Origin of the sequence: Paenarthrobacter sp. PH39-S1, assembly GCF_030063245.1 — a bacterium.
GTDB lineage: Bacteria > Actinomycetota > Actinomycetes > Actinomycetales > Micrococcaceae > Arthrobacter_M.
The window spans coordinates 65,286-87,562 of the sequence record NZ_JASISR010000005.1 but is presented as its reverse complement, the minus strand read 5'-3'; the positions used below and the strand labels follow the sequence as shown (position 1 = coordinate 87,562).

Sequence of the window (22,277 nt, the reverse complement as noted above, 5' to 3'; positions counted from 1 at the left end):
ACTCCTAAGCGGGGACTAAAACGGGTCGGGTGCCGCGGCCCGTCCCCCAATCAAGGGACCGCAGCATCCGGCGGGTGCATTGCTGCTGTTCCCCGCCACTTCAAGCTAGGGCCCCGGATAGCGCCTCGCACTATTTATTGCTGATAACCCCACTTATCAACCGATGTCAGGAAAGCAGGCCGAACACCACTAAGCTAAAAGCCCAGTACAGCCATCGACAAGGACCAGGGAGGAATGCATGCCGGTTGCCGCAGCTCCCCTGGAGATGTCCCTGTCCGATGTGGCCGCGCTGGCCCGGGTGCAGCGGCCGGTCGTGTCCATGTGGCGGACCCGCAGCGCTGCGTCCGCTCATCCGTTTCCGCTGCCGGCGCGGACGGTGCGCGGGCGGGACGTCTTCGATGCCGCGGAAGTGGCCGCTTAGCTTGCGGCCACCGAACGCGGCAATAACGTCGAAGCAGCCGCGGACGTGGCAGCCTTTGCCACTCCTTCCGCGATTTCCGCGGATCCTGGCAGCAGCTTTCAGACCCTGACCGCGTTGCTGGCCCTGTGCGCACTTACAGGCCGGCAGGTTGGCACTCTGGCTGCCGATGAGCTGCTGGATGCCGCGGATGACTGCGATCCGGACGATGCGTTTCTCTTCCGCGAACTGGAGCAGACAGGGCAGCACTTGCCCGAGCTTGCGCGGTACACGGATGCCCTCGTCGATGCCGCCTTCAACGTCGCGGCGGCATTCGAGCAGCTCATGGACGGCCGGTTCCGGACCGGCCTGCGAGCGCATGCTGACGCCGCACTGACCCCGGAAGCCGTCGCGCTGGTGGCCGCGGCCGCCGGCGAACTTTCACGCCAGCTCGGACCGGACGCGGTCTTCGTTGATTCGACCCCCGGAGGCAGCGACGTGTTGCTGGGCATTATCGGGCAGAGCGGGGAGGAGCGGAGTCCGGTTTTCGTCACCGCCCAGAACGACGGCGACGAGGCGCGTCTGGTGCAACGGCGGCTGCGGGTGCACGGCGCGGATCACCGGAGCCTGCAGGTCGATGATTCGGGGGCGTTCGAGCTCGCCGGCCCGGCCGTCCACGTCTGCCAGTACCCCTCTCCTGCTTCCCCCGGCATGGCTCCCATGGACATGCTGCTGGGCATTGACAACACGCTGCTGCAGATGGATGACGCCCAACGTGCGGTGATCGTGGCCCCGGCCCGTGTGCTGTGCGACGCGCCGGGCCCAGGCGCGGGCCGGCTGCCTTCGGACCGGCTCCGCTCGGACCTGCTGCGTTCTGGCCGCGTCCGGGCGGTGATCAGGTTGCCGCAGGGGCTGGTGCGCAGCAAACCGCGCGAGGCCCAGGCCCTATGGGTGCTCGGCCCCTCTCTGGCCGGCGTGGATATCGCTGAGCGGTGGACCATGGTCGCGGATCTGTCCGGATACAGGCTCACCGAGGATGTGGTGCAGGATCTGATCGCCGATATTGCTGCCTCGATGGGAGGGGGCGCCGCCGTCCGGGCCCACTCCTTTCGGTTTGCCCGGCTGGTGTTCACCCGCTCCCTGCTGGCCGGGCAGGCATCGCTGGTGTCCGCAGCAGGGGAACGGGCACCGGCCACGCAGGGTTCCGGTGCTCAAGCCGTGCTGCGCGCCGACGAACTGCTCCGGCTGCTGGCCGCGGATCCGCCCCCCTTTACCCGCCACGGGTGCTGTCCTGCCTGCAGCCGAACCGGCCGGGGCTGCGGCGTCCACCATCGGCGCGCTGCTGGCAGCCGGGACACTGACGTATCTGCCGGGAAACCGCCTTTCGCCGGCCGACCTTGCCGCTGGTGGACCTGCCCACACCGGCGGCATTGCGTTGATTGGCTCAGCGGAGATATGCGTTCCCGGGCCGGAGCAGCTTTCAGCGCCGTCGCGGCGCAGCGTCGATTTGCTGCACTTTGCGGCCACTTATCCGAACGGCCGGCTCACAGAACCGGGCGACATCGTCTTCTGTACCAGCCCGCGGTCCGCCGCCGTCGATCAGACCGGTGGCGCCGTCGTCGTCCTTCCCGCACGCGTGCTGCGGATCAACGCCCGCGATCCGCGCGGGCTGCATCCTTTTGTTATTGCCGCAGACATCAACGCACAAACCGCCGGCGCGAAGGATTGGCGGACCTGGCGGCTGCGGCGCGTGCCGGATGCGCAGCGCGTTCCGCTGACCACTGCCCTGGAACAGCTCCAACACGCGCAGCGCGAAGCCCGGCAGCGCCTGGCCCGGCTCGAAGAACTGAGTACCCTGATTAAGGACGGTGTGGCCGGCGGAAGCCTGCGACTCGCCGTTCACCACGCTCCCCCGAAAGGAACCCCCTAGTGCCCCCGAAGTCTGCCGCGCCCAAGATTGCCGCGCTGCCCTCCACCATGAAGGAACTCAAGGACACGCTGTGGAAGGCCGCGGATAAACTGCGCGGTTCCATGGACGCCTCGCAGTATAAGGACGTGATCCTGGGGCTGGTGTTCCTGAAGTACGTCTCCGATGCGTTCGACGAGCGGCGCGGACAGATCGAGACCGAACTGGCCGCCGAAGGCTTGAACGCCGAGCAGGTGGCCCAACTCATTGACGACACGGACGAATACACCGGCCGCGGCGTCTTCTGGGTTCCCGCCCGCGCGCGCTGGACCTTTCTGGCGCAAAATGCCAAGGGCACCCAGGCCGGCGCCGCTGCCGAAGGCCCGGACGCCGGGGACGCCGCGGACGCCGCGGGGGCCGCGAAGACCATCGGCGAGCTCATTGATGATGCGATGGAACTGATCATGGGCTCCAACCCCACCCTCGCCGCCACCCTGCCGCGCATCTTCAACCGGGACAACATCGACCAGCGCCGCCTGGGCGAACTGCTGGACCTGTTCAACTCCGCCCGCTTCACCGGCCACGGCGCCACCAAGGCCCGCGACCTGCTCGGCGAGGTGTACGAATACTTCCTGGAGAAATTCGCCCGCGCCGAAGGCAAGCGCGGCGGCGAGTTCTACACCCCCGCCGGCGTGGTCCGCGTGCTGGTGGAGGTGCTCGAACCCACCCACGGCCGCGTCTACGATCCCTGCTGCGGCTCCGGCGGCATGTTCGTCCAGACCGAAAAGTTCCTGGAACACCACGCCAAAGAGGGCTCGGACATCTCCGTCTACGGGCAGGAGCTCAACGAACGCACCTGGCGGATGGCCAAAATGAACCTCGCCATCCACGGCCTCAACGCCAATCTCGCCACCCGCTGGGGCGACACCTTTGCCCGCGACCAGCATCCCGAGCTCACCGGCGACCGCGGCGCCGACTTCATCATGGCCAACCCGCCCTTCAACATCAAGGACTGGGCCCGCTCCGAATCCGATTCGCGCTGGAAATACGGCGTCCCGCCCGCAGGCAACGCCAACTACGCCTGGATCCAGCACATCATCTCCAAGCTGGCCCCCGGCGGCAGTGCCGGCGTGGTCATGGCGAACGGCTCCATGTCGTCGAACTCCGGCGGCGAAGGCGAGATCCGCGCCCAGCTGGTCGAGGCCGACCTGGTCTCCTGCATGATCGCCCTGCCCACCCAGCTCTTCCGCTCCACCGGCATTCCCGTCTGCACCTGGTTCTTCGCCAAGGACAAGGGCGTTGGACCGGGCGGCTCCGTGGACCGGACCGGCCAGGTCTTGTTCATCGATGCCCGCAACCTCGGCTATATGGTGGACCGCGCCGAGCGGGCTCTCTCCGATGAGGACATCGCGAAAATCGCCGGCACCTTCCACGGCTGGCGCGGCACCCCTTCCGCCGTCGATGCGGGCCTGGCGTACGACGACGAACCCGGCTACTGCTATTCGGCCACCCTCGCAGAGGTCAAGGCAGCCGACTACGCACTCACCCCAGGACGCTACGTTGGCGCCGCCGAGGTCGAGGACGACGGCGAACCCATCGAGGAGAAGATCGAGCGGCTCAAAGTGCAGTTGTTCGAGCAGTTCGACGAGTCCGCGCGGCTGGCAGCTGTTGTGCGGGAGCAGCTGCGGAGGGTCGATGTCTGACATCTCCGCCATTCGGCTTTACGAAGTCCTACAGGTTAAACATGGATTTGCGTTTCCTGGCGACGAGTTTGGTGACGATCCTGCCTACCCGACCCTGGTAACACCCGGCAACTTTGCAATTGGCGGTGGATTCAAGGACACCAAGCCCAAAACGTTTCTTGGTCCTTATCCCGAGTCATATAGGTTAGCGCCAAACGATTTAATTGTGACCATGACCGACCTCAGCAAGGAGGGCGATACCCTCGGCCTCCCGGCCCTTGTGCCGAGCACCGGAGAATACCTTCACAACCAAAGGATCGGACTCGTTGAAATCACGGATCCATTCCGTCTGGACAAGTTCTTTCTGAACTACATGCTGAGAACGTCCGCGTACAGGGCACACATCATCGGTACTGCTTCTGGCAGCACGGTCAGGCATACCAGTCCTTCCCGCATTGGTGATTACAAAACCAATATTCCGCCGCTAATGGTCCAGCGGGCCATTGCGGAGGTGCTGGGCGCGCTCGACGACAAGATCGCCGCCAACACCAAACTCGCCGCGACGGCCGTACAACTTATGCACGCCTCTTATAGACGAATGATGATCACTGTTCCGACGGAAACTAGGGTTGTCGAATCGTTGGTCGAGCGCATGCCCGCACCGCACAAAGTCACGAAGAGTGATATCCAAGCGGTCGGCGATACCCCCGTCTTCGACCAAAGCGAAGCTGGGCTCTTAGGCCATGTCTCCAATATGCCAAGCTTCATGGCCGATGAGGAGAACCCAGTCCTCTTTTTCGGTGACCATACGTGTAAGTTACGAATTTCGGTTCGAAATTTCGCGCTCGGCCCCAACACCATTCCGTTCAAGGCTCGTGAGTTGCCTGAAGTCGTTCTCTTCTGTGCCTTACAAGGCGTTCAACAACACGAAGAGTACAAGCGGCACTGGTTGAACTTAACAAAGAAGGAGGTTCGGGTTCCTGGGGCAGCCCATGCGGAATCCTTCAGGGCAACATTCTCTGGTGTTCTCTCACTCCTCCAGAGCCGAGAACTTGAAAGCCGAGCCCTGGAAGCCACTCGCGACGCACTCCTCCCGCAGCTGATGTCCGGCAAGCTTCGAGTCAGGGACGCGGAGAAGGTGCTCGAGACCGTGGTGCGAGCTTAGAGGCGACAGTTCCCAATGTTGCAAGGCAAACTTGCAACATTGGCCCGGGCATTTGTCGTAGCCGTGCGCAAACACAAAATCCAATTGTGCAACGGCTCGTTGCACAATTAGATCAGCTAATAGTGCAAGCGCTGCTTGCCCAATTGCCAGCTGCCAGGTTTTCGGCTTCGCCCGACTTCTCCACAGGTTGTAGCCCGGCAGCGGAAGAATGTCTGTGGCCGGCGATACGCTGCTGCCGCAGCTGAACCCCGGAAATCTCCGGGTCAGGGATGCGGGAGCCTTGGAGGCGGCACAGTGAAAAGCAACGAGCCGAAGGACAGCAACAAAGAAGATGAAGAGCCGGACGCGGGTGCATCGTTCCCTTCGACGCCGGCGCGCTCGGCGATGCCGGAGTGGTACCCGGAGTTACTCGCAACAGTCGCTCATCGCGTCTCGGCCGGACGAGCCCGTGTGGTCACATCGGTAAACCAAGAACTGCTTAAAACATACTGGTCGATCGGATCCGACCTACTGGAACGCGAATCTGCAGAGGGTTGGGGGACAAAGGTGGTCGACAGGCTTTCTGCTGACATCAGGGATGCCTTTCCCGAAACCAGAGGCTTCTCACCCCGTAACCTGCGCTATATGAAGTCTTTTGCGGAGGCGTGGACGGATGAAGCAATCTTGCAAGGATCCCTTGCAAGATTGCCGTGGTACCACCAGATAGCGCTCCTGGAGAAGCTGAAGGACAAGGATATTCGGCTCTGGTATGCCGCCGCGGCCATCGAAAACGGCTGGTCGAGAGACATTCTGGTGCACCAGATCGGCACCCGATTCCGCGAACGCTCCGGCAAAGCCATCACCAACTTCAAGGCAACCCTGCCGCCTTCGGACTCGGATCTGGCCCAGCAACTGACCAAGGACCCGTACGTCTTTGACTTTGTCGCCATGACGGACCAGCACAATGAGCGCGAGCTCGAAACCCAGCTAGTGTCCTGCTTCGTAAATTCGTTGAATAAGTGTTAAAATTGGTGTATGGCACGCACTGGACGCCCGAAGGCTGAACTGATCCTCACCGAGGAAGAACGCGATCAGCTTTCTCGGTGGACCCGCAGGCGCAAGTCCTCCCAGGCCCTGGCGCTGCGTTCGCGGATCGTACTGGCTTGCGCGGAGGGGATGGCAATCAAGGACGTCGCCACCCAGCTTGGGTGCTCGGCCCCGACGGTGACGAAGTGGCGCTCACGGTTTGTGGAACATCGCCTTGACGGGCTCAGCGATGATCCACGCCCGGGACGTCCGGCCACGATCACCACCGAGCAGGTTGAAGATATCGTGGTTGCGACCCTGGAAAGCACTCCGGAAAACGCCACCCACTGGTCCCGCTCCAAGATGGCCGAACGCGCCGGGTTGTCCAAGTCCACCGTCGGGCGGATCTGGAAGGCCTTTAGCCTTACACCCCACCGCACCGACGGGTTCAAACTCTCAAATGACCCGTTCTTCGTGGAGAAGGTCTACGACATCGTGGGCCCTGTACCTGAACCCGCCCGAATCCGCGGTGGTCCTCAGTGTGGAGGAAATCCCAGGTCCAGGCCCTGTCAAGATCACAACCGGCCTTCCCGATGATGCCGGGCATGCCCGAGAAACGGACCCATGACTATGCCCGGCATGGCACCACGAGCCTGTTCGCGGCAATGAACGTCGCTGACGGGACAGTGATCGCCTCCACCCACCGCAAGCACCGGGCCGTGGAGTTCAAGAAGTTCCTGGCCAAGATCGATGCGCAGGTCCCGGTGGGCCTGGACGTGCATATCGTCTGCGACCACTACGGGACGCACAAGAGTCCAACCATTGTGTCCTGGCTTGCCAAGCACCCGCGGTTCACGATGCACTTCACCCCCACCTACTCGTCCTGGATCAATCAGGTCGAACGGTTGTTTGCCGAAGTGACCCGGGAACTGCTCCAGCGCAGCGATCACCGCAGCGTACAGACCCTGGAGAAAGATCTGCGCAACTGGATCAAGGGGTGGAACGAGAATCCCAAACCGTTTATCTGGACGAAGACCGCCGAGGAGATCCTCGAATCACTGGGACGACTATTAAAACGAATTAACGGCGCGAGACACTAGTGAAGCATGTGCAGAAGTTCCTCCTGGAGCTGGGGCATGGCTTCGCTTTTGTGGGCGAGCAGGTCCGGCTGGTAGTTGGCGGAGACGAATTTTTCGCTGACCTGCTCTTCTACAACTTCAAGCTTCGCCGGTTCGTCGTCGTCTAGCTCAAGGCCACCAAGTTTGATCCGGGCTACCTTGGCCAGCTCGGAATGTACATGTCGGCGGTGGATGACCTTCTGGCGCACGCCGAGGACCAACCGACCATAGGCCTGCAGCTGTGCAAGTCGAAGAACAATGTGGTGGCGGAATACGCGCTGCGCGGCTACAAGTCACCGATTGGCGTGTCCGAATGGAAGACGGAGGTTGTGAACTCGCTGCCCGAGGAGTTTGCCTCCAGCCTGCCAAGCATTGAAGAGCTGGAAGCCGAGCTGTCCGAACATGGGGTGGATGACGCTGACCGCGAGCGATCCGGAGTCTAGTCGTAAGTGGGTCGGCCTTCTTCCTGGGGCGGGTGAACGACGAGCACGGGACAGTGCGCGTGAGCCACGCACGCTGAGCTGACGGATCCCAGCAGCAGGCCGCCGAATCCACCGCGCCCTCGCCTGCCGACCACGAGCATGGCTGCGCCCTTGCTGGCGTCGATCAGCGTGGATCGGGCCGGTCCCTGGACCATCCTGGCGGAGACGTTTGCCGGGGTGTCGCCGTCAAACGCTCCCTGCACGGTATCGTCGAGGAGTTGGCGAGCGGTCGATTCGAAGTCGCTGGCGCCGAGGGCATAGGGCGCCGCATAGAATCCGGGGAAGTCCCAGCAGATCATCGCATCCACGTTGGCCCCGAGGAGCGAGGCAAGCCGTGCAGCCTCCCGGAGCGCTTCAATGGACGCATCGGATCCATCGAGCCCGACGACGATTCTTGCCTGTGCATCTTGCGTGACCATGGTTTTGTCCTTTTGATCGTGCGGAAATGCGTGTTCTTCCAGTGTTGCCCGTGCCGGCGAGCGCCGGTAGGGGCCAAAGTCACATGCCCTCCCCTCCCTTCCGGTACCGAACGCGGCGGGTCGGGTAGCGGGGGTCTTTGGACCCTTGCTGCCGGATCGGCTTGGACGGAAGAATGGTCTTGTCCGCCACCGCGGACGCTGAGTGAAAAACGCTGAGTAGAAAAAGGTTCCGTGGCCAGTTCCGAATCCTCCAACACATCGCCATCCGGCGGTGTGCCGCCGGATGCAACAGAGCCGAACGACGCCAGGCATCCTTTGACGCCAGCGATCGGTGTTTACATCCTCGACGACCATGAACTGGTGCGCCGTGGGCTTGCGGAACTGCTGGAAGGCGAGGGGTTCGCCGTCGTCGGTTCGTCCGGCTCTGCGGCCGAGGCAACACGGCAGATTCCCGCGCTTCACCCCGATGTCTGTGTGCTGGATGCGCGTTTGCCAGACGGGACCGGGATCGAGGTCTGCCGGGATGTGCGCGCCGTGGACCCATCGCTACGCTGCTTAATACTGACCAGTTACGACGACGAACAGGCGGTGCGGGGGGCTGTGCTGGCGGGTGCGGCGGGGTACGTGCTCAAGGAGATCGGCGGTACTGACCTGGTCTCTTCCCTGCGCCGTGCCGCCGGTGGGGAATCCCTTTTTGACTCCGCACTCAAGGACCGTGTGGTCCGGGGACTGGCCGAACCTGCTCATCCGGATCCGAGGGTTGCGATGCTGACCGCCCAGGAACGGAAGGTGCTGAACCTGATCGGGCAGGGGATGACGAACCGGCAAATCGGCCAGGAGCTGTTTCTGGCCGAGAAGACGGTCAAGAACTACGTGTCATCGCTGCTGGCCAAGCTCGGCTTTGAGCGCCGCACCCAGGCAGCGGTGTACGTAACGCGGATCCCCTGACGCGCCAGGATATCGGTACGTCAACCCTCGGCCTCCGGCAGCGGCACGGACCAGCACAGCCGCGTCCCGTTTCCCGGCGCGCTGTCCACGCTCATGGACCCGTTGAGCTCCCGGGCCCGGTGGTCCATGTTCGCCAGTCCGCTCCGGTGCGCCGGGACGCCAAAGCCCGTGCCGTCGTCGTCCACCCTTAAGGTGACCCGGCCGTCCGCTATGGCAACTGTCACCTCGATGGTCTCCGCGCCGGAGTGCCGCACCGCATTACTCACACCTTCGGAGAGCACTGCCAGTAAATGTGCGCTGGTGGCGTCGTCAAGGGCGGTATCGACAGGCCCGGCCAGGTGCAGCCGCGGCGCGAAAGGAAGCTCGCGGGTGGCATTGCGGACACTGCGCAGGATCCGGCTGCTGAGCAGTTCCACATTCCCGGCGCTTTCCTGCAGGGAATAAATGGTGTCCCGCAGGTCCCGGATCGTGGCGTCCAGTTCGCCGGTCACCGCATGGATCCGCTGCATCGCCGTCGGGTTATCCGTGAGTCGGCCCAGGCTTTGGATGCTCAGCCCGGCCGCGAAAAGCCGCTGAATGACCACGTCGTGCAGGTCCTTGGCAATGCGGTCCCGGTCCGTCAGGACCACCAGCTGTTCGCGCAGCCGGTTGGTGCGCACCAGTTCCAAGGCCAGCGCCGCCTGGGCTGCATAGAGTCCGGCCATGTCCAGGAAGGCTGCCGAAAAGTTCCCGGCGCCGGCAGACCGGAGGAAAATCAAGACGCCATGAGCCATGTCCGCGGACCCCAAGGCCACGGCGAGGGCGGGACCATACGCCTTACCCGGGCCGGCTCCCATTAGCTCCGTGGCAGTCAGGGCCGCGGGCCCGCTCGTCTTCAGTACACGGCGGACGACGGCGGCATCAAGGTCCAGCGGTCGTCCCCGGAACGTTCCGGCGCCGGCACCGGCAGCAGCGGCGATATAGCTTGGTCCGCCATCGTCGGAGGGAACGGCGATCAGCACCATGGCCGCATCGGAGACCTCAAGCGCGCGCCCGGCGACCAGATCGGGGCCGGCTTCTCCGCCGCGCCTGCCGCTGCCCATGGCACCGGCTGCAACCTCCATGCAGGCCTCCAGCCACCGCGAGCGCAGCAGCGAATCGTCGAAGAGTTTCGCGTTCTCAATCGCGACGCCGGCAGCGGTCGCCAGCGCGACGGCCAGGTCCTCGTCCTCCTTGCTGAACAGCTCACCGTTCTCCTTCTCGGTGAGGTACAGGTTGCCGAAGACGGTGTCCCGGACCCGGACCGGCACACCCAGGAAGGTCCGCATCGGCGGATGGTGTGCGGGGAACCCATACGAGGCAGGATGATCGCGCAGGTCCGGCAACCGGATCGGCTGCGGCTCGCGGATCAGCAGCCCGAGCACTCCGTGGCCGGTGGGCAGGGGGCCGATTTTGGCGGCGAGCTTTGCATCGACGCCGACCGTAATGAAGTGGCTCAGACCACCCTCGTCGCCGATGACGCCCAAGGCCCCGTAGCCGGCATGCAGCAACGTGCACGCTGACTCGACGATTTGTTTCAGCACGGAGGCCAGGTCCAGCTCCACCCCGATCGACACCACCGCAGCCATCAGCCCCTGCATGCGCTCCTGCGTGTACAGCAGTTTGCCCGTTCTCGGGGAGTCGTTCATCCGGCACCTCCAGAGGGATCCGACTAAGTGCTGACAGACTACCGCGGGAGCGGGGGACGGCGGGGACGGGGCGGAGGTGGCGGCATTAGTTCGGCAGCTGTGAATGGAAGGTCTTGCTCTCCGTTATCTAAACCAGACGTCGTATAGTCTCTAATAACTCGCGTGGAGCGTGGTTTCACGCGGAGCCGCTCGAGAGGTCCGCCGCCCGGAGGAGCTCGTCAGCGCCGACGCAGCCTCCCTGGAACCATGGCAAGGAGACCCGAAGGACCACGTCATTCGCATCACTACGCTCAATCTCAGCGGACGACGATTCAGTGTGACGAAGCCGGACATCTGGAAGACCCCGCTGTCCGATCCGCGCCGCGCATCGTTCGAATAGGCGCCGCAAGGTCCTGAATGTCAGGGATGGTGGCTGTCGTGCCACTTCGCGTCCTGCTGTCCCGGAGTTCGCACAGGGTCCTTATGCCCTACTGCCCGCCGGCCGGCCGGATTACGCTCGGTTCCATGAGCACCAACCAGCCGGCCGCCCGCACCGAAATCCTCGAATCCAGCGTCTGTTGGGCACTGCTGCGCGGCGTCTCGGTGGGCCGGCTTGCCGTATGGGTGGACGATCACCCGGACATCTTCCCGATTAATTACACGGTGGATCATGCCACCGTGGTCTTCCGCACCGGTGAGGGCACCAAGCTTTCCGCGGCCGCGGGGGCAGTGCCGGTCGCCATGGAAGCCGACGGTGTGGACGCGGACACCGGAATTGCCTGGAGCGTCGTCGCTAAGGGTCCGGCATCTGCCATCTCCAGCACGGACGAAGTGCTGGAGACCTTTTCCCTGATGCTCTTTCCCTGGGAGGCCGGCCACAAGGACGTCTTCCTTCGCATTTCCCCCACCCTCATCACCGGCCGCCGCTTCCAAGTCACCCCGCCGGCGGAATGGTGGACCGCGCAGGCACAAGCTCCGCATTCAGCTCCCGAATAGCCATCAGCAACACGCAACCAGCTAAGGATCCTCTGTGAAAGCGCTCGTCTATCAAGGCCCCGGCAAGAAGAGCTGGACCGATGTACCGCAGCCGGTGCTGCTCAATCCCTCCGACGCAATCGTCCGGGTGGACACCACCACGATCTGCGGAACGGACCTGCACATCCTCAAGGGCGATGTCCCGGCCGTGCAGGAGGGGCGCATCCTGGGCCACGAGGGCGTGGGAACGGTGACGGAAGTGGGCAGCGGGGTCCACGATCTGGCGGTGGGCGACAGGGTCATTATTTCCTGCATCAAGTCCTGCGGCCACTGCATCAACTGCCGCTCCGGCCTCTACTCCCACTGCCTTGGCGAGGAAGGTGTGGCGGGAATCGGCTGGGTGTTCGGGCACCTCATTGACGGCACACAGGCCGAATATGTCCGCGTGCCCTACGCGGATAATTCGCTCTACAAAATGCCCGACGGGTCATCGACGCCGAGGCGGTCATGCTTTCGGACATTCTGCCCACGGGATTTGAAATCGGCGTCCAGGCCGGCGGAGTGAAGCCCGGTGACGTGGTGGCCGTGATTGGCGCCGGTCCCGTCGGACTTGCCGCCGTTATGACGGCAGGACTGTGCGGCGCTGCGACCGTCATCGCCGTCAACCTCGATCCGTCCCGGCTGGAACAGGCCTTTGACTTCGGGGCTACCCACACGGTCGTGTCCGGTTCCCCGGACTGGCGCGAGCAGATCCTCGCCTTGACCGACGGTGCCGGCGCGGATGTCGCCATCGAAGCCGTCGGCGTCCCGGAAACGTTTGCCATGGCCGTCGACGTCGTCCGGCCAGGCGGCAGGGTTGCCAACGTCGGGGTCCACGGACGCTCCGTTGAACTGCACCTTGAGGACCTGTGGATCCGCAACATCAGCATCAGCATGGGCCTGGTCAACACCAGCAGCACTGCCATGCTGCTCCGGCTGGTCACCCAGCACAAGGTCCAAGCCGACAAGTTCGCCACGCACCACTTCAGCTTCGATGAATTCCCGGCAGCCTATGACACATTCACCCGCGCCGCCGAAACCAAGGCGCTCAAGGTCATCATCAGCCGCCAACCCGAGGCCGATGAGTAAATGAGGTTTGGCCCTTATGGCACCTGCTGCGAAAGCCTAGGCTCATTCCATGAGAGATGAAACCCGAGAAGAAGCGTTAGTACCCGAGCCGGAAATCCTGGCAGCGGCCGAATGCTGGCAGCTGCTGACCGAAGTCAGCGTGGGCCGGTTGGGCATCGTCAGCGATAACCATCCGGACGTGTTTCCGGTCAATTTCAGGGTCGACAAGGAAACCGTGGTGTTCCGGACGGGCGACGGGACACAGCTGCACGCCATTGAGGCAGGCGGGAGCGTTGCCCTCGAAGCGGACAGCGTCAGCGCCGAGTTTGGCATTGCCTGGAGCGTCATCATCAAAGGCGCAGCCACAGTCGTGGAGCACTCGGATGCGGACCTGGACAGAATCGGCCGGCCCCTTTTCCCCTGGCAGGGAGTTGGCCAGGACCACATCATCAGGATTGAACCCACATCCATCACCGGCCGGCGCTACGCCACGAGGGCAGGGATGGAATAACGGCAGGGCTTAGACCCTTATTTCCAGTACCCGTCTGGGTGGATTTCCTGCCTGACCGTGACGTCGGCTGCTTCCCGAGGAGCTGGCCCTTGGTCCGGCCGAAAGGCACAAGCGGAGGTAGTTCCCGCTCCCTCAGGGCGCTCGTTGTGGTGGAAGGTATGTTTCTGCACCCCGATGAACTCCGGCAGCTGTCGGGTGAACTTCCCTCAGCGGGTATTGCGATCAGTATGCCGCGGTGGTTGTCAGTCCTGGGCACTACGAGCGGATGCACGAGCCCGCCGTAATCGATGATCATTTTCGAAACGGGTGACCTCGGTGGAAGACTGAGCTAATGGACCGTCAGCAAGCTCGAGAGCACACGTCCGTAGTGATCCGGCCCTACCAGCACTCGGATGCTGCAGAAACTCTGGCGGTGTTCATCTCGGCTGTGACAGAGACTGCTGCCGCGGACTACACGGCGGAGCAAGTACAAGCGTGGGCTCAGCCCGAGAGGCGCGACACAGGTACTTGGCACAAAGCGATGCTGGCCCGGAACAGCATCGTGGCCACCATCGGTGGCGAAATCGCCGGCTTCTCGGATGTGAGCCCCGACGGTTACGTGGACATGATGTTCGTCTCGCCGCCTCACCAGCGACGTGGCGTGGCGCACCAACTGCTCGCGCACGTGGAGGCGCATGCACGCAGCGAAGGGAAACCCGCGCTCTCAGCCGACGTCAGCATTACAGCGCGGCCGTTCTTCGAGCGGCATGGCTTCACGGTCGAAGCAGAACAGCACCCGGTGAAAGCAGGGGTAGAGCTAATTAACTTCAAGATGCGAAAAGAACTGCGATAAGGGGATGCGACGGACGAAGCGGACCGCGACAGCCCAGGTCACCGGCCGTAGGCTTCGAACATGTCGGAACCAGATGGTCCCAAACGGCTTGAACCGAGAATGACCCCGGGTAGCTTCCGGTTCCTGGTGTGGGCAGATGCCGGTCTGGCCGTTGTCAGCACCATACTCGCCCTGAATGCCCGGTTCTGGCGGGGTGCCAACTGGGACTTCTCAGCTTTCCTTCCGGCTGCCGCCTTGTTCCTGATCAGCGGGATTCTCCTGGGCTACCTGATCCACGTCCGGCGCAACGACAGGCCGTTCTGGAATGAGGAAGAGGCCAAGCGGGACGATTGGGACCGCAGGGGACGGCAACTCTAACCTTGGCAGCCTTCGTTTGTCGCCGTCGTCGGCCAGTGCGTTATTTCGCCCAGAGGAAGAGCCGCACGCCGCGGGTATAATCCGAAAATGGAAACCAATCAGCTGTTCCTTGCCTCTGATGCCGCCCTTCGCACCGTCATCGACCGTGTCACGCCCGAGGACCTCGACAAGCCCGCTCCGGCCGGATGGACGCAAACCCCCAATCCGACCATCCGCGGCATACTGAGAGCCCACGCCTACGACGAGGCCTGGGTCCCGCGAATACTCGCCGGCGGCTCGATCGCCGACGGAGACGACCTCCGCGACCGCGATCTGCTCGGCGACGATCCGATCGCAGCCTACGACGCTCTCAACGACATCGAGACAGCTGCCGTGCGCGCCGGCATAGACCCCGGTAAGACCTTCCGCTTCCAGTACGGCGACTACCCGGCGGAGGAGGGCCTGGTGCACCTGGCACTCTACCGCGCGTTCCAGGCCTGGCTGATCGCGAAGCACGTCGGTATCCCATTCCACCTCTCGACGGAGATAATCGCCGGAATGAACGAGCACGTCGTGCCCAACGCCGAGGACTGGCGCGGCTTCGGCGTGTTCCCACCCGCTATCGAACCACCGGCCGGCGCCGACGACGAGACGCGTCTGCTCTGCACCGTCGGGTTCTGGATCTCCTGAGCCCGACCACGACGCAGGCCGACTGCGCCGCGGCGCGTCATCGCCCATAGGCTGGCTCTGGGACACACGAGCCGTGGCGGCCATGGCAGTGATCAGCGGCATCGTGATGCTGTCTATCTTTGCAGCCGATGCGGTCTGTACAGTCCCGCAACCGTCCTCCACTGAGTGATGTGAAGCCGGCCATGGATGCCGCCGCCGTCACGTACTCGCGCCTCGTCTCATTTTTCCCGCCCACCCAATTCCCCATGAGGCCAGTTTCACTGCTGAGCCCGCCTCCGGGTATCACGTGCCACGGTGCCCGCGCACGTGCCGGCTCGGTGCGCTGAAGCGTGCTGCGCGTCGGTGGATATGGTGCTCGGCTGCACGAGGGGCCGGGGCCTTGTCCGGTTCCACGGTCCGGGCGAAGAATTGCTTCTTGGCGATTTCCACCAGCACCAGGTACAGCACCGTCATGGCCAACAGGGCCAGGAAGAACGGCACCGGGAGCGGATCGAAGCCAAGGAAATTTCCCAGCGGCGAGAGCGGAAGATAGATCCCCACGGCCACCACGGCCACAGTGGCCAAGAGCAGGCCCGCGGAGGGTCTGCTGCGGAAGAACGGCACCCTGCGCGTTCGGATGGCGAAAATGATCAGGCTCTGGGTGGCGATCGACTCGATGAACCAGCCGGCCCGGAATTCGCCAGGAGCCGCGTGGAAAATAAACAGCATCATCGCAAAAGTGGCGAAATCGAAGAGCGAGCTGATGGGCCCGAAGGTGAGCATGAACCGGCGGATAAAGGCAATGTTCCAGTGCGAGGGCGCGCGGAGCTGCTCCGGATCCACCCTGTCTCCCGGAATGGCCAGCTGGCCGGTGTCATAGAGCAGATTGTTCAGCAGGATCTGGCCGGGGAGCATCGGCAGGAAGCTGAGCACCACGGACGCCGCCGCGGCGCTGAACATGTTGCCGAAATTACTCGACGTGCCCATCAGCACGTACTTAATCGTGTTGGCGAAGATCCGCCGCCCCTCCCTGATGCCTTCGGCGAGGACGCCGAGGTCCTTGTCCATCAGCACGATGTCGGCGGCGTCCTTGGCCACGTCGGCACCACCGTCCACCGAGATGCCCACGTCGGCGCCGTGCAGCGCCAGGGCGTCGTTGACGCCGTCGCCCAGGAACCCGACGGATCTGCCCGTGGTGCGCAGCATCCCCACCAGGCGGCCCTTCTGCTCCGGGGAAACACGGGCAAAAATTCCGGTGACGCCCACTGCGGCACGGAGTTCGTCGTCATCCATAGCGTCAATCTGCGCCCCGGTCAGGGTCCTCCCGTAGTCCAGGCCAAGGTCCGTGCAGACCTTTTCGGCCACCCGGGCGTTGTCTCCGGTGGCGACCTTGACGGTTACCCCGAGTTTTGCCAGTTGCAGAAGCGAGTCCTTGGCGCTGGTTTTTGGATTGTCCAGAAAACACAGGAAACCCGCGAGTGCCAGGCCGGCCCGGTCAGCACCTTTGAGGCTTTCCAGGCCCGGGGATGCGCGACGGGCGACGGCGACAACCCGAGCGCCAGCGTCGAACTGGGCGTCCAGCGCCGCGCGCGCAGCCGCCGGTACGTTGGCACAGTATTGCAGGACGTCCTCAGGCGCCCCCTTGACGATCATCTGCCGGTTCCCGCCGCCGTCGTCGATCAGGACGGTGGTCATACGGCTCCGGTGATCGAAGGGAACCAGGTCCAGCCGGCGGTAGCTTGTGGGGTCCCAGGACTGGGCCGCGGGCGATTCCCACAACGCCGCGTCCAGGGAGTTCGCCCCAGCAGCACCGCTGCGCCCGTGTCCGAGGTCGGATTCGGTGGCGAGCAGGCCCAGCACATTCACCGCACTGGCCGTGAGCGTACTGTCGGTTGGAATCGCCGCCAGGAAACTGATCCGGTCATCGGTCAGGGTGCCGGTTTTGTCCGTGACGAGCACATCCATGTCGCCCAGATCCTCAATGCAGACCAGACGCTTGACCAGGACTTTCCGCTTGGCCAGTGCCCGGCTTCCGGCAGCAAGGCAGGTGCTGACGACGGCGGGCAGCAGCTGCGGCGTGATACCCACCGCGATAGCCAGCGAAAAGAGGAGGGATTCGATCAGGGGCCGGCGCAGCAGCAGGTTCGCGATCAGAATCAGGGAGGTCAGGACCGTGGCAACCTGCAGGAGCAGGTAGGAAAACTTTTTCAGGCCGCGCTGGAATTCCGTCTGCGGCTGATGCTCCCCCAGCCCGAGGGCGATCCGGCCGAATTCGGTGCGGCCGCCGGTGGCTGCCACCACCGCACTGCAGGTCCCTGACTGCACGATCGTGCCCATGAAAATGCACGAGCTAAGGTCCGCCAACGCTGCCGTTCCGGTAACCGGCGCCGGGTCCTTGGCTGCCGGCAGGGATTCGCCCGTCAGAATGCTCTCGTCGCAGAGGAGGTCTGTCGCGGTGAGGAGCCGCATATCCGCGGGGATGACCGCACCCAGGGTGAGCCGGACAACATCGCCGGGCACGAGTTCCACGACGTCCACGGTTTTTTCCGCTCCATCGCGGACGACGACGGCCCGGTGCCGGACGGAGGAATGGAGCGCCTGGGCCGCTAGTTCGGCCCGGTATTCGTTGCTGAATCCCAGGCCGACGCTGACCACCAGGATCACGCCGATGACGATGGAGTTGGTCGCATCGCCCAGAAAAACCGAGATTCCGGCGGTGATGATTAGCAACAGCAGAATCGGACTGGCAAGTTGGCGCACCAGTACCTTCCACGGGCTCGCTATGTGGGTCCGCAGGGCATTCGGACCGTACTGAAGCAGGCGCCGCCGGGCCTGGTCGGAACTGAGTCCGCCGGAACCCGTTTGCAGGGAATGCAGGACCTCGACACTGCCGGCGCGGGCCAGTTCCTTCAGGGCCGGGGGCTCAGCGGCATCCGGACGGGTGATCGTACTGACGGGGCGTTGCGGATCCAAACTGAATATCCAATGCTTGCAGGTGGTCCCCCGGAGCACCGCTCCGCCAGCCTTAGTGTAGGCCCCGGACCGGCGTCCGACTACGGCCGAAAGTCCCCTAATCGTTGTCGCACAGGCCGCTCTGTTTCATCTCCGGTGGTACGCCGGGGACCGCGGCCGGTCCTGGCTTCAGCGTGGCCGGCGTTTGCGCAGGGCCGTCCAGCCAAGGTAGGCGCCCAGGCTCCCGACGGCTCCGAGTCCGGAACCAAGCAGGGGTCGTTGCCATTGCTGCCAGCGGGAGGTGTCGGCGGTGGTGAGTTCACCGATCCCCCGAATGAAGGCTGCGGTCAACATGCCGACGACGAGCCGGTTGCCGATCCGTTCAATCCGTCCCACCAGCGGCTCGAGTTCAGCAGCCCGGAGATGGACTTCGAAGCCGTCGCGGTCCACGACGGCAAGGAGGCGGCGCAGCTGCCCGGGAAGATCCAGGCCCAGTTCGACGGCGTCGCTCCCGGCCTTACTGAGCTTTCGGGCGAAGGCAGCCACGGATATCCGCTCAACAGCAAGTTTTTGTACGTACGGACCGAGCACTTCTCCGAATTGAAAGGCCGGGTCCAGCAGCACCCCGAGTCCCTCCGTCATGAGCACCATTTTCAGCAGCATCGCCATCTCCCGCGGTAGCTGAAGATGATGACGGCGCAAAATGGCCAACGTTTCCTGAATGAGCCGGACAACCGGGACCTCTGCCAGCGGCTTACCTTCATAGAGGTCGATCAGCGACACCACATCGCGGTGCAGCCGGTCAGCTTCGTCAGCCCGGCGCGATGTGGCCAGCTCCAGCAGGGCTGCCGTGACGCGTTCGGGGTCGTGCCGGACCAACGCCAGCAGCAGTCCCAGCTGGGCGCGCAGTTTCTCGTCCACCTGGCCGACCATGCCGAAGTCGATCAGGCCGATTCGTCCGCCGTCTTCGATAAACAGGTTTCCCGGGTGCGGATCGGCGTGGAAGCCGTCCTCGAAAATCATTTTTGCCGCGGCGCCGGCCGCCCGTTTGGCCAGGTCCCGTCGGTCTATGCCGGCGGCGTCGAGGGCCGCAAGATCGCTGACCTTGATTCCTCGGATCCGCTCCATGGTCAGAACCCGCGAGGTAGTAAAGTCCCAGAAAATCTTCGGGATATGGATGCCGTCGTCGCCGGCGAAGTTGTCGGTAAAACGCTCAGCGCTCCGGCCTTCCTGCAGTTAGTCCAATTCGGCACGCAGTGTCTGCGAAAATTCCGCAGCGATGCCCACGAGGTCGTAATCATCGGCGACGGTCCATGGAGGTGGCCGCATGGGACTGGCCGATGGAGGCGCAGGCGAGCGGCTCGGGGTCAAAGGCCGCAAACAAAGCGGTCGGGAGGGCGCCAAGTTCCTGGACTATCAGTTCTTCGACGGTCCCTGCGGGCAAGGCAGGAGCGTCGTCCTGAAGCTTTGCCAGTTCATTTCTGAACTCAGGAGGCAGCAGGTCTGAACGGGTGGAGAGGACCTGGCCGAGCTTAATGAACGTGGGCCCGAGTTCCTCCAGGGCAAGGCGCAGGTGTTCGGCATTGCTCAGCGGGGCATCCTCCCGGTCCCCACCGCCCGCGCGGGAAGGGGACAAGCCTTTCGAGTCCGGTGGCACTGAGCAGCCAGGCCAGTCCGTGCCTGGAAAGGGTCTGAGCTACCTGGCGGTAGCGCTCAAGGTGGTTGGCCAATCCGGTCCTTCCAACGTTACGCAGCGAACCAGGGCATCAACAGTTACCCCAGCGTATCCGACGCGGCTCAGGCTGTGCGGGTGTGTCTTGGCCACGGCCGGTCCCGACGTGCAGAGCCTCCCGTTGGTGAGAGCCAATATGGGATCCTCCACAGGCGGACCGCTAAGGATAATCAGCTGACCTTTGTGGTCCCGACCAGCCTAGGATGGCCCTATGGACGCCAACGACGAAGTTCACTCAATCGAGCACCTCTCCACCCGCGAGTGCTGGGACGCGCTGCGCAGCGCGGACATCGGCCGGCTCGCCGTCATCATCGACGACCATCCGGAGATCTTTTGAGGTGGACGGCTACGATCGGTCCACCAACCAGGCCTGGAGTGCTGTCATCAAGGGCACGGCGTACCCGCCGCTCGCGCAGCATCGGTGAGGAGCTGGAAATAGAGTAGCCACATGTCGGCCCGGTCGTGAGAACACTGCGTCAGAAAATATCGGCCAGGTCCCCGTTGGCCTCTTCCACATCAAAGGCCTTGGGGTCCAAGGTCTCCCCGGACTGCAGGGCCAGCCATTCCCGGTACTCCTCGTGCTCCTCATGCTCCGGATCGTTGACGGCCTGCACAATTTTGGTCCAGCCCCAGGTTCCGCCGCTGTCCTCAGCCGGCGCGGCGCCCCTGCCGCCGGTGCACCGCGGAAGCTGCCCGCCGCAGTCGTCCGTCAGGATCTTTTCCACGGCGATGGCGTGCTCCCAGTCGTCGCCGAAATCATAGGTGTAGACCATTTTGCTGCCAACCTCCCCCAGCAGTTCGCCTACCGTGACCGTGGACTCGTCCAGGGATGGTTCGCCAAAGGAGTCGGAGAGGCCATCCGGATCTACCGGAGCATAGCTAGGGCCGCGGAAACCACCGGTCTGGAAGTTGTGCAGGTGGCAATCCAACCATCCGAACACGCTCTGAATGACACTGTGCAACTGGTCCAGCGGCATGTCGGCCGGGACCAGAACGCGTCGCCAGATGGGTGGTTTGGCATTTTTGAGCTGGATCTTCAGCTGCAGGACCGGTGCGGCGGTGGGAAGCTTCGCGTCGTCCACGGCTTCCCCGAGATGCAGGCGATCAATCACGTCATCGTCAAAGGCATCCAACACACAGCCGATCAACGCCGGTGGCACGCGGAAATGCGTATCGATGGTCAGCAGGCCCAGTTCAGCGAGCCTTTCCAGCCGGCCCACCGTCATGCGGCCGAGGATATCCGTAATCATCTTCTCCTCTTCCGGCACCCTGTCAGCCAGGGCGAGGACGCGTTCCACCGACGGAGGCTCAGGAGTCGACGCAGCGATCAGGAGCGACACCTCCAACCCGACCAGGGTCGCCGACATGTCGGGAAAGGCCGGGTCCATGCCCAGCACGGTCTGCTCCAGGAACCGCGTGGTGTAGTAGCTGTATTCCTCCAGCCGCTGGGCCGTACTGCCGGACAGGAAGCCGTCGGCGTCCTCGAACCGCATCACCTTCGTGGCCTTGATTTCAATCAGCTCGGCGGCTTCCATCGCGGCCCAGATCTGGGGCAGCAGCGGCACGTCCTGCATGGATCTGACGATGGGAATGGCATCGTCGGGCTGTGCGCCCTTGACGGCGCCGCGGACCGACACCCCGACGCACGCGGCCGCCGCTTCCAGGTCCTTCAGGCGCAGGGCTCCCGTGCCGGAGACGGGCCTGCCGTCGCCGATCCACCGCAGCAGGGCCATTGTCCGCTGGATGAGCGGCAGGCCGGCGAACACCTCGAGGGCTTCATCCTCGCCCAGGTCCGGTATCTCGATCAGGCCAAGTTGGTCGTCGTCGTCTTCCTCAACCGTTTTCAAGAAGTCCATGACCTGGGCCAGCTGCTCCGCCGAGCCTGTCCACCTGCCCGTTTCGGTGAGGAAATCGACGTACGCGTGAACGGCGTCGACGATGAACATGGCGTCCGTTTCCTCGTCCGTGGACACCAGAACATCGGTGGTGGCTATCGCCAGCGGTATGGGTTCGAAGACCGTCACCTCAGCTGTGGCCATGCCTTCCATGTATCGGCCGATGACGGCTTTGACTTCCGCCAGGTAGTCCAGAGCCGCCGTGGCCGCGCCGGCTGAACCGTCGTCGAACCACTGCACAAATGCCGGCGTGAGCGCGTCAATGGCGCGGCCCGCGCGGAACGTGCTCATCGAGGTCGACGCCGAACCAGCGGCACCTTTGCTGCCCTTCCGGGCCGCGGTGTCTTTGGCTTTATGCCGGTTTCTGCTGTTCCTGCTCATCGTATCCCTGCCTGGTTGCGGAATTGGCCGTATAACGACGGTACGTTCCGGGCGGCCGCGATGCCAGTTCGTGGTCTGGATTCCACGTTGTGGGCACCGCTCCTACTAGGATAAAAAGC

At 63.7% G+C, this 22,277-nt stretch carries 19 protein-coding genes and 3 pseudogenes; 16 read left to right on the top strand and 6 right to left on the bottom strand.

The window, feature by feature from the left end; translation table 11 throughout:
- Window positions 1-238 precede the first annotated feature (238 nt).
- The 7 genes and pseudogenes from QMG52_RS04945 to QMG52_RS04915 all read left to right on the top strand — a co-directional run bounded on the left by QMG52_RS04945 (window position 239) and on the right by QMG52_RS04915 (window position 7,716).
- A complete protein-coding gene (locus QMG52_RS04945; protein ID WP_283559311.1) occupies window positions 239-421 on the top strand; it encodes a hypothetical protein in 183 nt (60 codons plus the stop codon).
- Between the two features lie 45 nt (window positions 422-466).
- Entirely contained in the window at window positions 467-2,260 is a 1,794-nt protein-coding gene (locus QMG52_RS04940; RefSeq protein WP_283559310.1) for a hypothetical protein, read from the top strand.
- 114 nt (window positions 2,261-2,374) lie between these two features.
- On the top strand, window positions 2,375-4,006 hold the full coding sequence (locus tag QMG52_RS04935; protein WP_283559389.1) for a class I SAM-dependent DNA methyltransferase: 1,632 nt from the start codon (window positions 2,375-2,377) through the stop codon (window positions 4,004-4,006).
- Entirely contained in the window at window positions 3,999-5,150 is a 1,152-nt protein-coding gene (locus tag QMG52_RS04930; RefSeq protein WP_283559309.1) for a restriction endonuclease subunit S, read from the top strand. Before QMG52_RS04935 ends, QMG52_RS04930 begins: the two co-directional genes overlap by 8 nt.
- 294 nt (window positions 5,151-5,444) lie before the next feature.
- Window positions 5,445-6,155: a DUF1016 N-terminal domain-containing protein gene (locus QMG52_RS04925; protein WP_283559308.1), complete on the top strand. Its 711-nt coding sequence runs from the start codon at window positions 5,445-5,447 to the stop codon at window positions 6,153-6,155.
- A 9-nt stretch (window positions 6,156-6,164) separates the two neighbouring features.
- Window positions 6,165-7,255: pseudogene (locus tag QMG52_RS04920) on the top strand (IS630 family transposase).
- Window positions 7,255-7,716, top strand: a pseudogene (locus QMG52_RS04915) (PDDEXK nuclease domain-containing protein). Before QMG52_RS04920 ends, QMG52_RS04915 begins: the two co-directional pseudogenes overlap by 1 nt.
- On the opposite strand, the gene QMG52_RS04910 reads toward QMG52_RS04915, so the two are convergent.
- On the bottom strand, window positions 7,713-8,174 hold the full coding sequence (locus QMG52_RS04910) for a universal stress protein (RefSeq protein ID WP_283559307.1): 462 nt from the start codon (window positions 8,172-8,174) through the stop codon (window positions 7,713-7,715). The pseudogene QMG52_RS04915 and the gene QMG52_RS04910 sit on opposite strands and share 4 nt — an antisense overlap.
- Window positions 8,175-8,447: 273 nt before the next feature.
- On the opposite strand from QMG52_RS04910, the gene QMG52_RS04905 reads away from it, so the two are divergent.
- A complete protein-coding gene (locus tag QMG52_RS04905) occupies window positions 8,448-9,122 on the top strand; it encodes a response regulator (RefSeq protein WP_283559388.1) in 675 nt (224 codons plus the stop codon).
- 20 nt (window positions 9,123-9,142) lie between these two features.
- On the opposite strand, the gene QMG52_RS04900 is transcribed toward QMG52_RS04905, so the two are convergent.
- Window positions 9,143-10,789 (bottom strand): GAF domain-containing sensor histidine kinase, encoded by a 1,647-nt coding sequence (locus tag QMG52_RS04900; RefSeq protein ID WP_283559306.1) that lies wholly within the window; start codon window positions 10,787-10,789, stop codon window positions 9,143-9,145.
- Between the two features lie 169 nt (window positions 10,790-10,958).
- Here QMG52_RS04900 and QMG52_RS04895 point away from each other — a divergent pair, with 169 nt between their 5' ends.
- From QMG52_RS04895 to QMG52_RS04865, 7 genes and pseudogenes are all read left to right on the top strand, one after another.
- Window positions 10,959-11,168: a hypothetical protein gene (locus QMG52_RS04895; RefSeq protein WP_283559305.1), complete on the top strand. Its 210-nt coding sequence runs from the start codon at window positions 10,959-10,961 to the stop codon at window positions 11,166-11,168.
- A 125-nt stretch (window positions 11,169-11,293) separates the two neighbouring features.
- Complete coding sequence (locus tag QMG52_RS04890) at window positions 11,294-11,764, top strand: pyridoxamine 5'-phosphate oxidase family protein (RefSeq protein ID WP_283559304.1); 471 nt, start codon at window positions 11,294-11,296, stop codon at window positions 11,762-11,764.
- 34 nt (window positions 11,765-11,798) lie between these two features.
- Window positions 11,799-12,871 (top strand): annotated as a pseudogene (locus QMG52_RS04885) (zinc-dependent alcohol dehydrogenase family protein).
- 49 nt (window positions 12,872-12,920) lie between these two features.
- Window positions 12,921-13,361, top strand: a complete 441-nt coding sequence (locus tag QMG52_RS04880; RefSeq protein WP_283559303.1) for a pyridoxamine 5'-phosphate oxidase family protein — start codon at window positions 12,921-12,923, stop codon at window positions 13,359-13,361.
- A gap of 331 nt (window positions 13,362-13,692) precedes the next feature.
- Window positions 13,693-14,193, top strand: a complete 501-nt coding sequence (locus tag QMG52_RS04875; protein ID WP_283559302.1) for a GNAT family N-acetyltransferase — start codon at window positions 13,693-13,695, stop codon at window positions 14,191-14,193.
- Window positions 14,194-14,253: 60 nt separating this feature from the next.
- Window positions 14,254-14,550 carry a hypothetical protein gene (locus tag QMG52_RS04870; RefSeq protein WP_283559301.1) on the top strand — a complete coding sequence of 99 codons (297 nt, stop codon included), beginning with the start codon at window positions 14,254-14,256 and terminating at the stop codon, window positions 14,548-14,550.
- Between the two features lie 87 nt (window positions 14,551-14,637).
- Window positions 14,638-15,219 carry a hypothetical protein gene (locus tag QMG52_RS04865; RefSeq protein WP_283559300.1) on the top strand — a complete coding sequence of 194 codons (582 nt, stop codon included), beginning with the start codon at window positions 14,638-14,640 and terminating at the stop codon, window positions 15,217-15,219.
- Window positions 15,220-15,501: 282 nt separating this feature from the next.
- On the opposite strand, the gene mgtA is transcribed toward QMG52_RS04865, so the two are convergent.
- From mgtA to QMG52_RS04850, 3 genes are all read right to left on the bottom strand, one after another.
- A complete protein-coding gene (mgtA, locus tag QMG52_RS04860) occupies window positions 15,502-18,171 on the bottom strand; it encodes a magnesium-translocating P-type ATPase (RefSeq protein ID WP_283559299.1) in 2,670 nt (889 codons plus the stop codon).
- Window positions 18,172-18,339: 168 nt separating this feature from the next.
- Window positions 18,340-19,323, bottom strand: coding sequence for an ABC1 kinase family protein (locus QMG52_RS04855; RefSeq protein ID WP_283559387.1), 984 nt, complete (start codon window positions 19,321-19,323; stop codon window positions 18,340-18,342).
- 124 nt (window positions 19,324-19,447) lie between these two features.
- Window positions 19,448-19,807 (bottom strand): AarF/UbiB family protein, encoded by a 360-nt coding sequence (locus QMG52_RS04850; RefSeq protein WP_283559298.1) that lies wholly within the window; start codon window positions 19,805-19,807, stop codon window positions 19,448-19,450.
- A gap of 286 nt (window positions 19,808-20,093) precedes the next feature.
- Between QMG52_RS04850 and QMG52_RS04845 the strand changes: the two genes are divergently transcribed.
- Window positions 20,094-20,219 carry a hypothetical protein gene (locus QMG52_RS04845; protein ID WP_283559297.1) on the top strand — a complete coding sequence of 42 codons (126 nt, stop codon included), beginning with the start codon at window positions 20,094-20,096 and terminating at the stop codon, window positions 20,217-20,219.
- Between the two features lie 139 nt (window positions 20,220-20,358).
- Here the strand turns inward: QMG52_RS04845 and QMG52_RS04840 are convergent, their stop codons facing one another.
- A complete protein-coding gene (locus QMG52_RS04840; RefSeq protein WP_283559296.1) occupies window positions 20,359-22,158 on the bottom strand; it encodes a plasmid pRiA4b ORF-3 family protein in 1,800 nt (599 codons plus the stop codon).
- Window positions 22,159-22,277 lie beyond the last annotated feature (119 nt).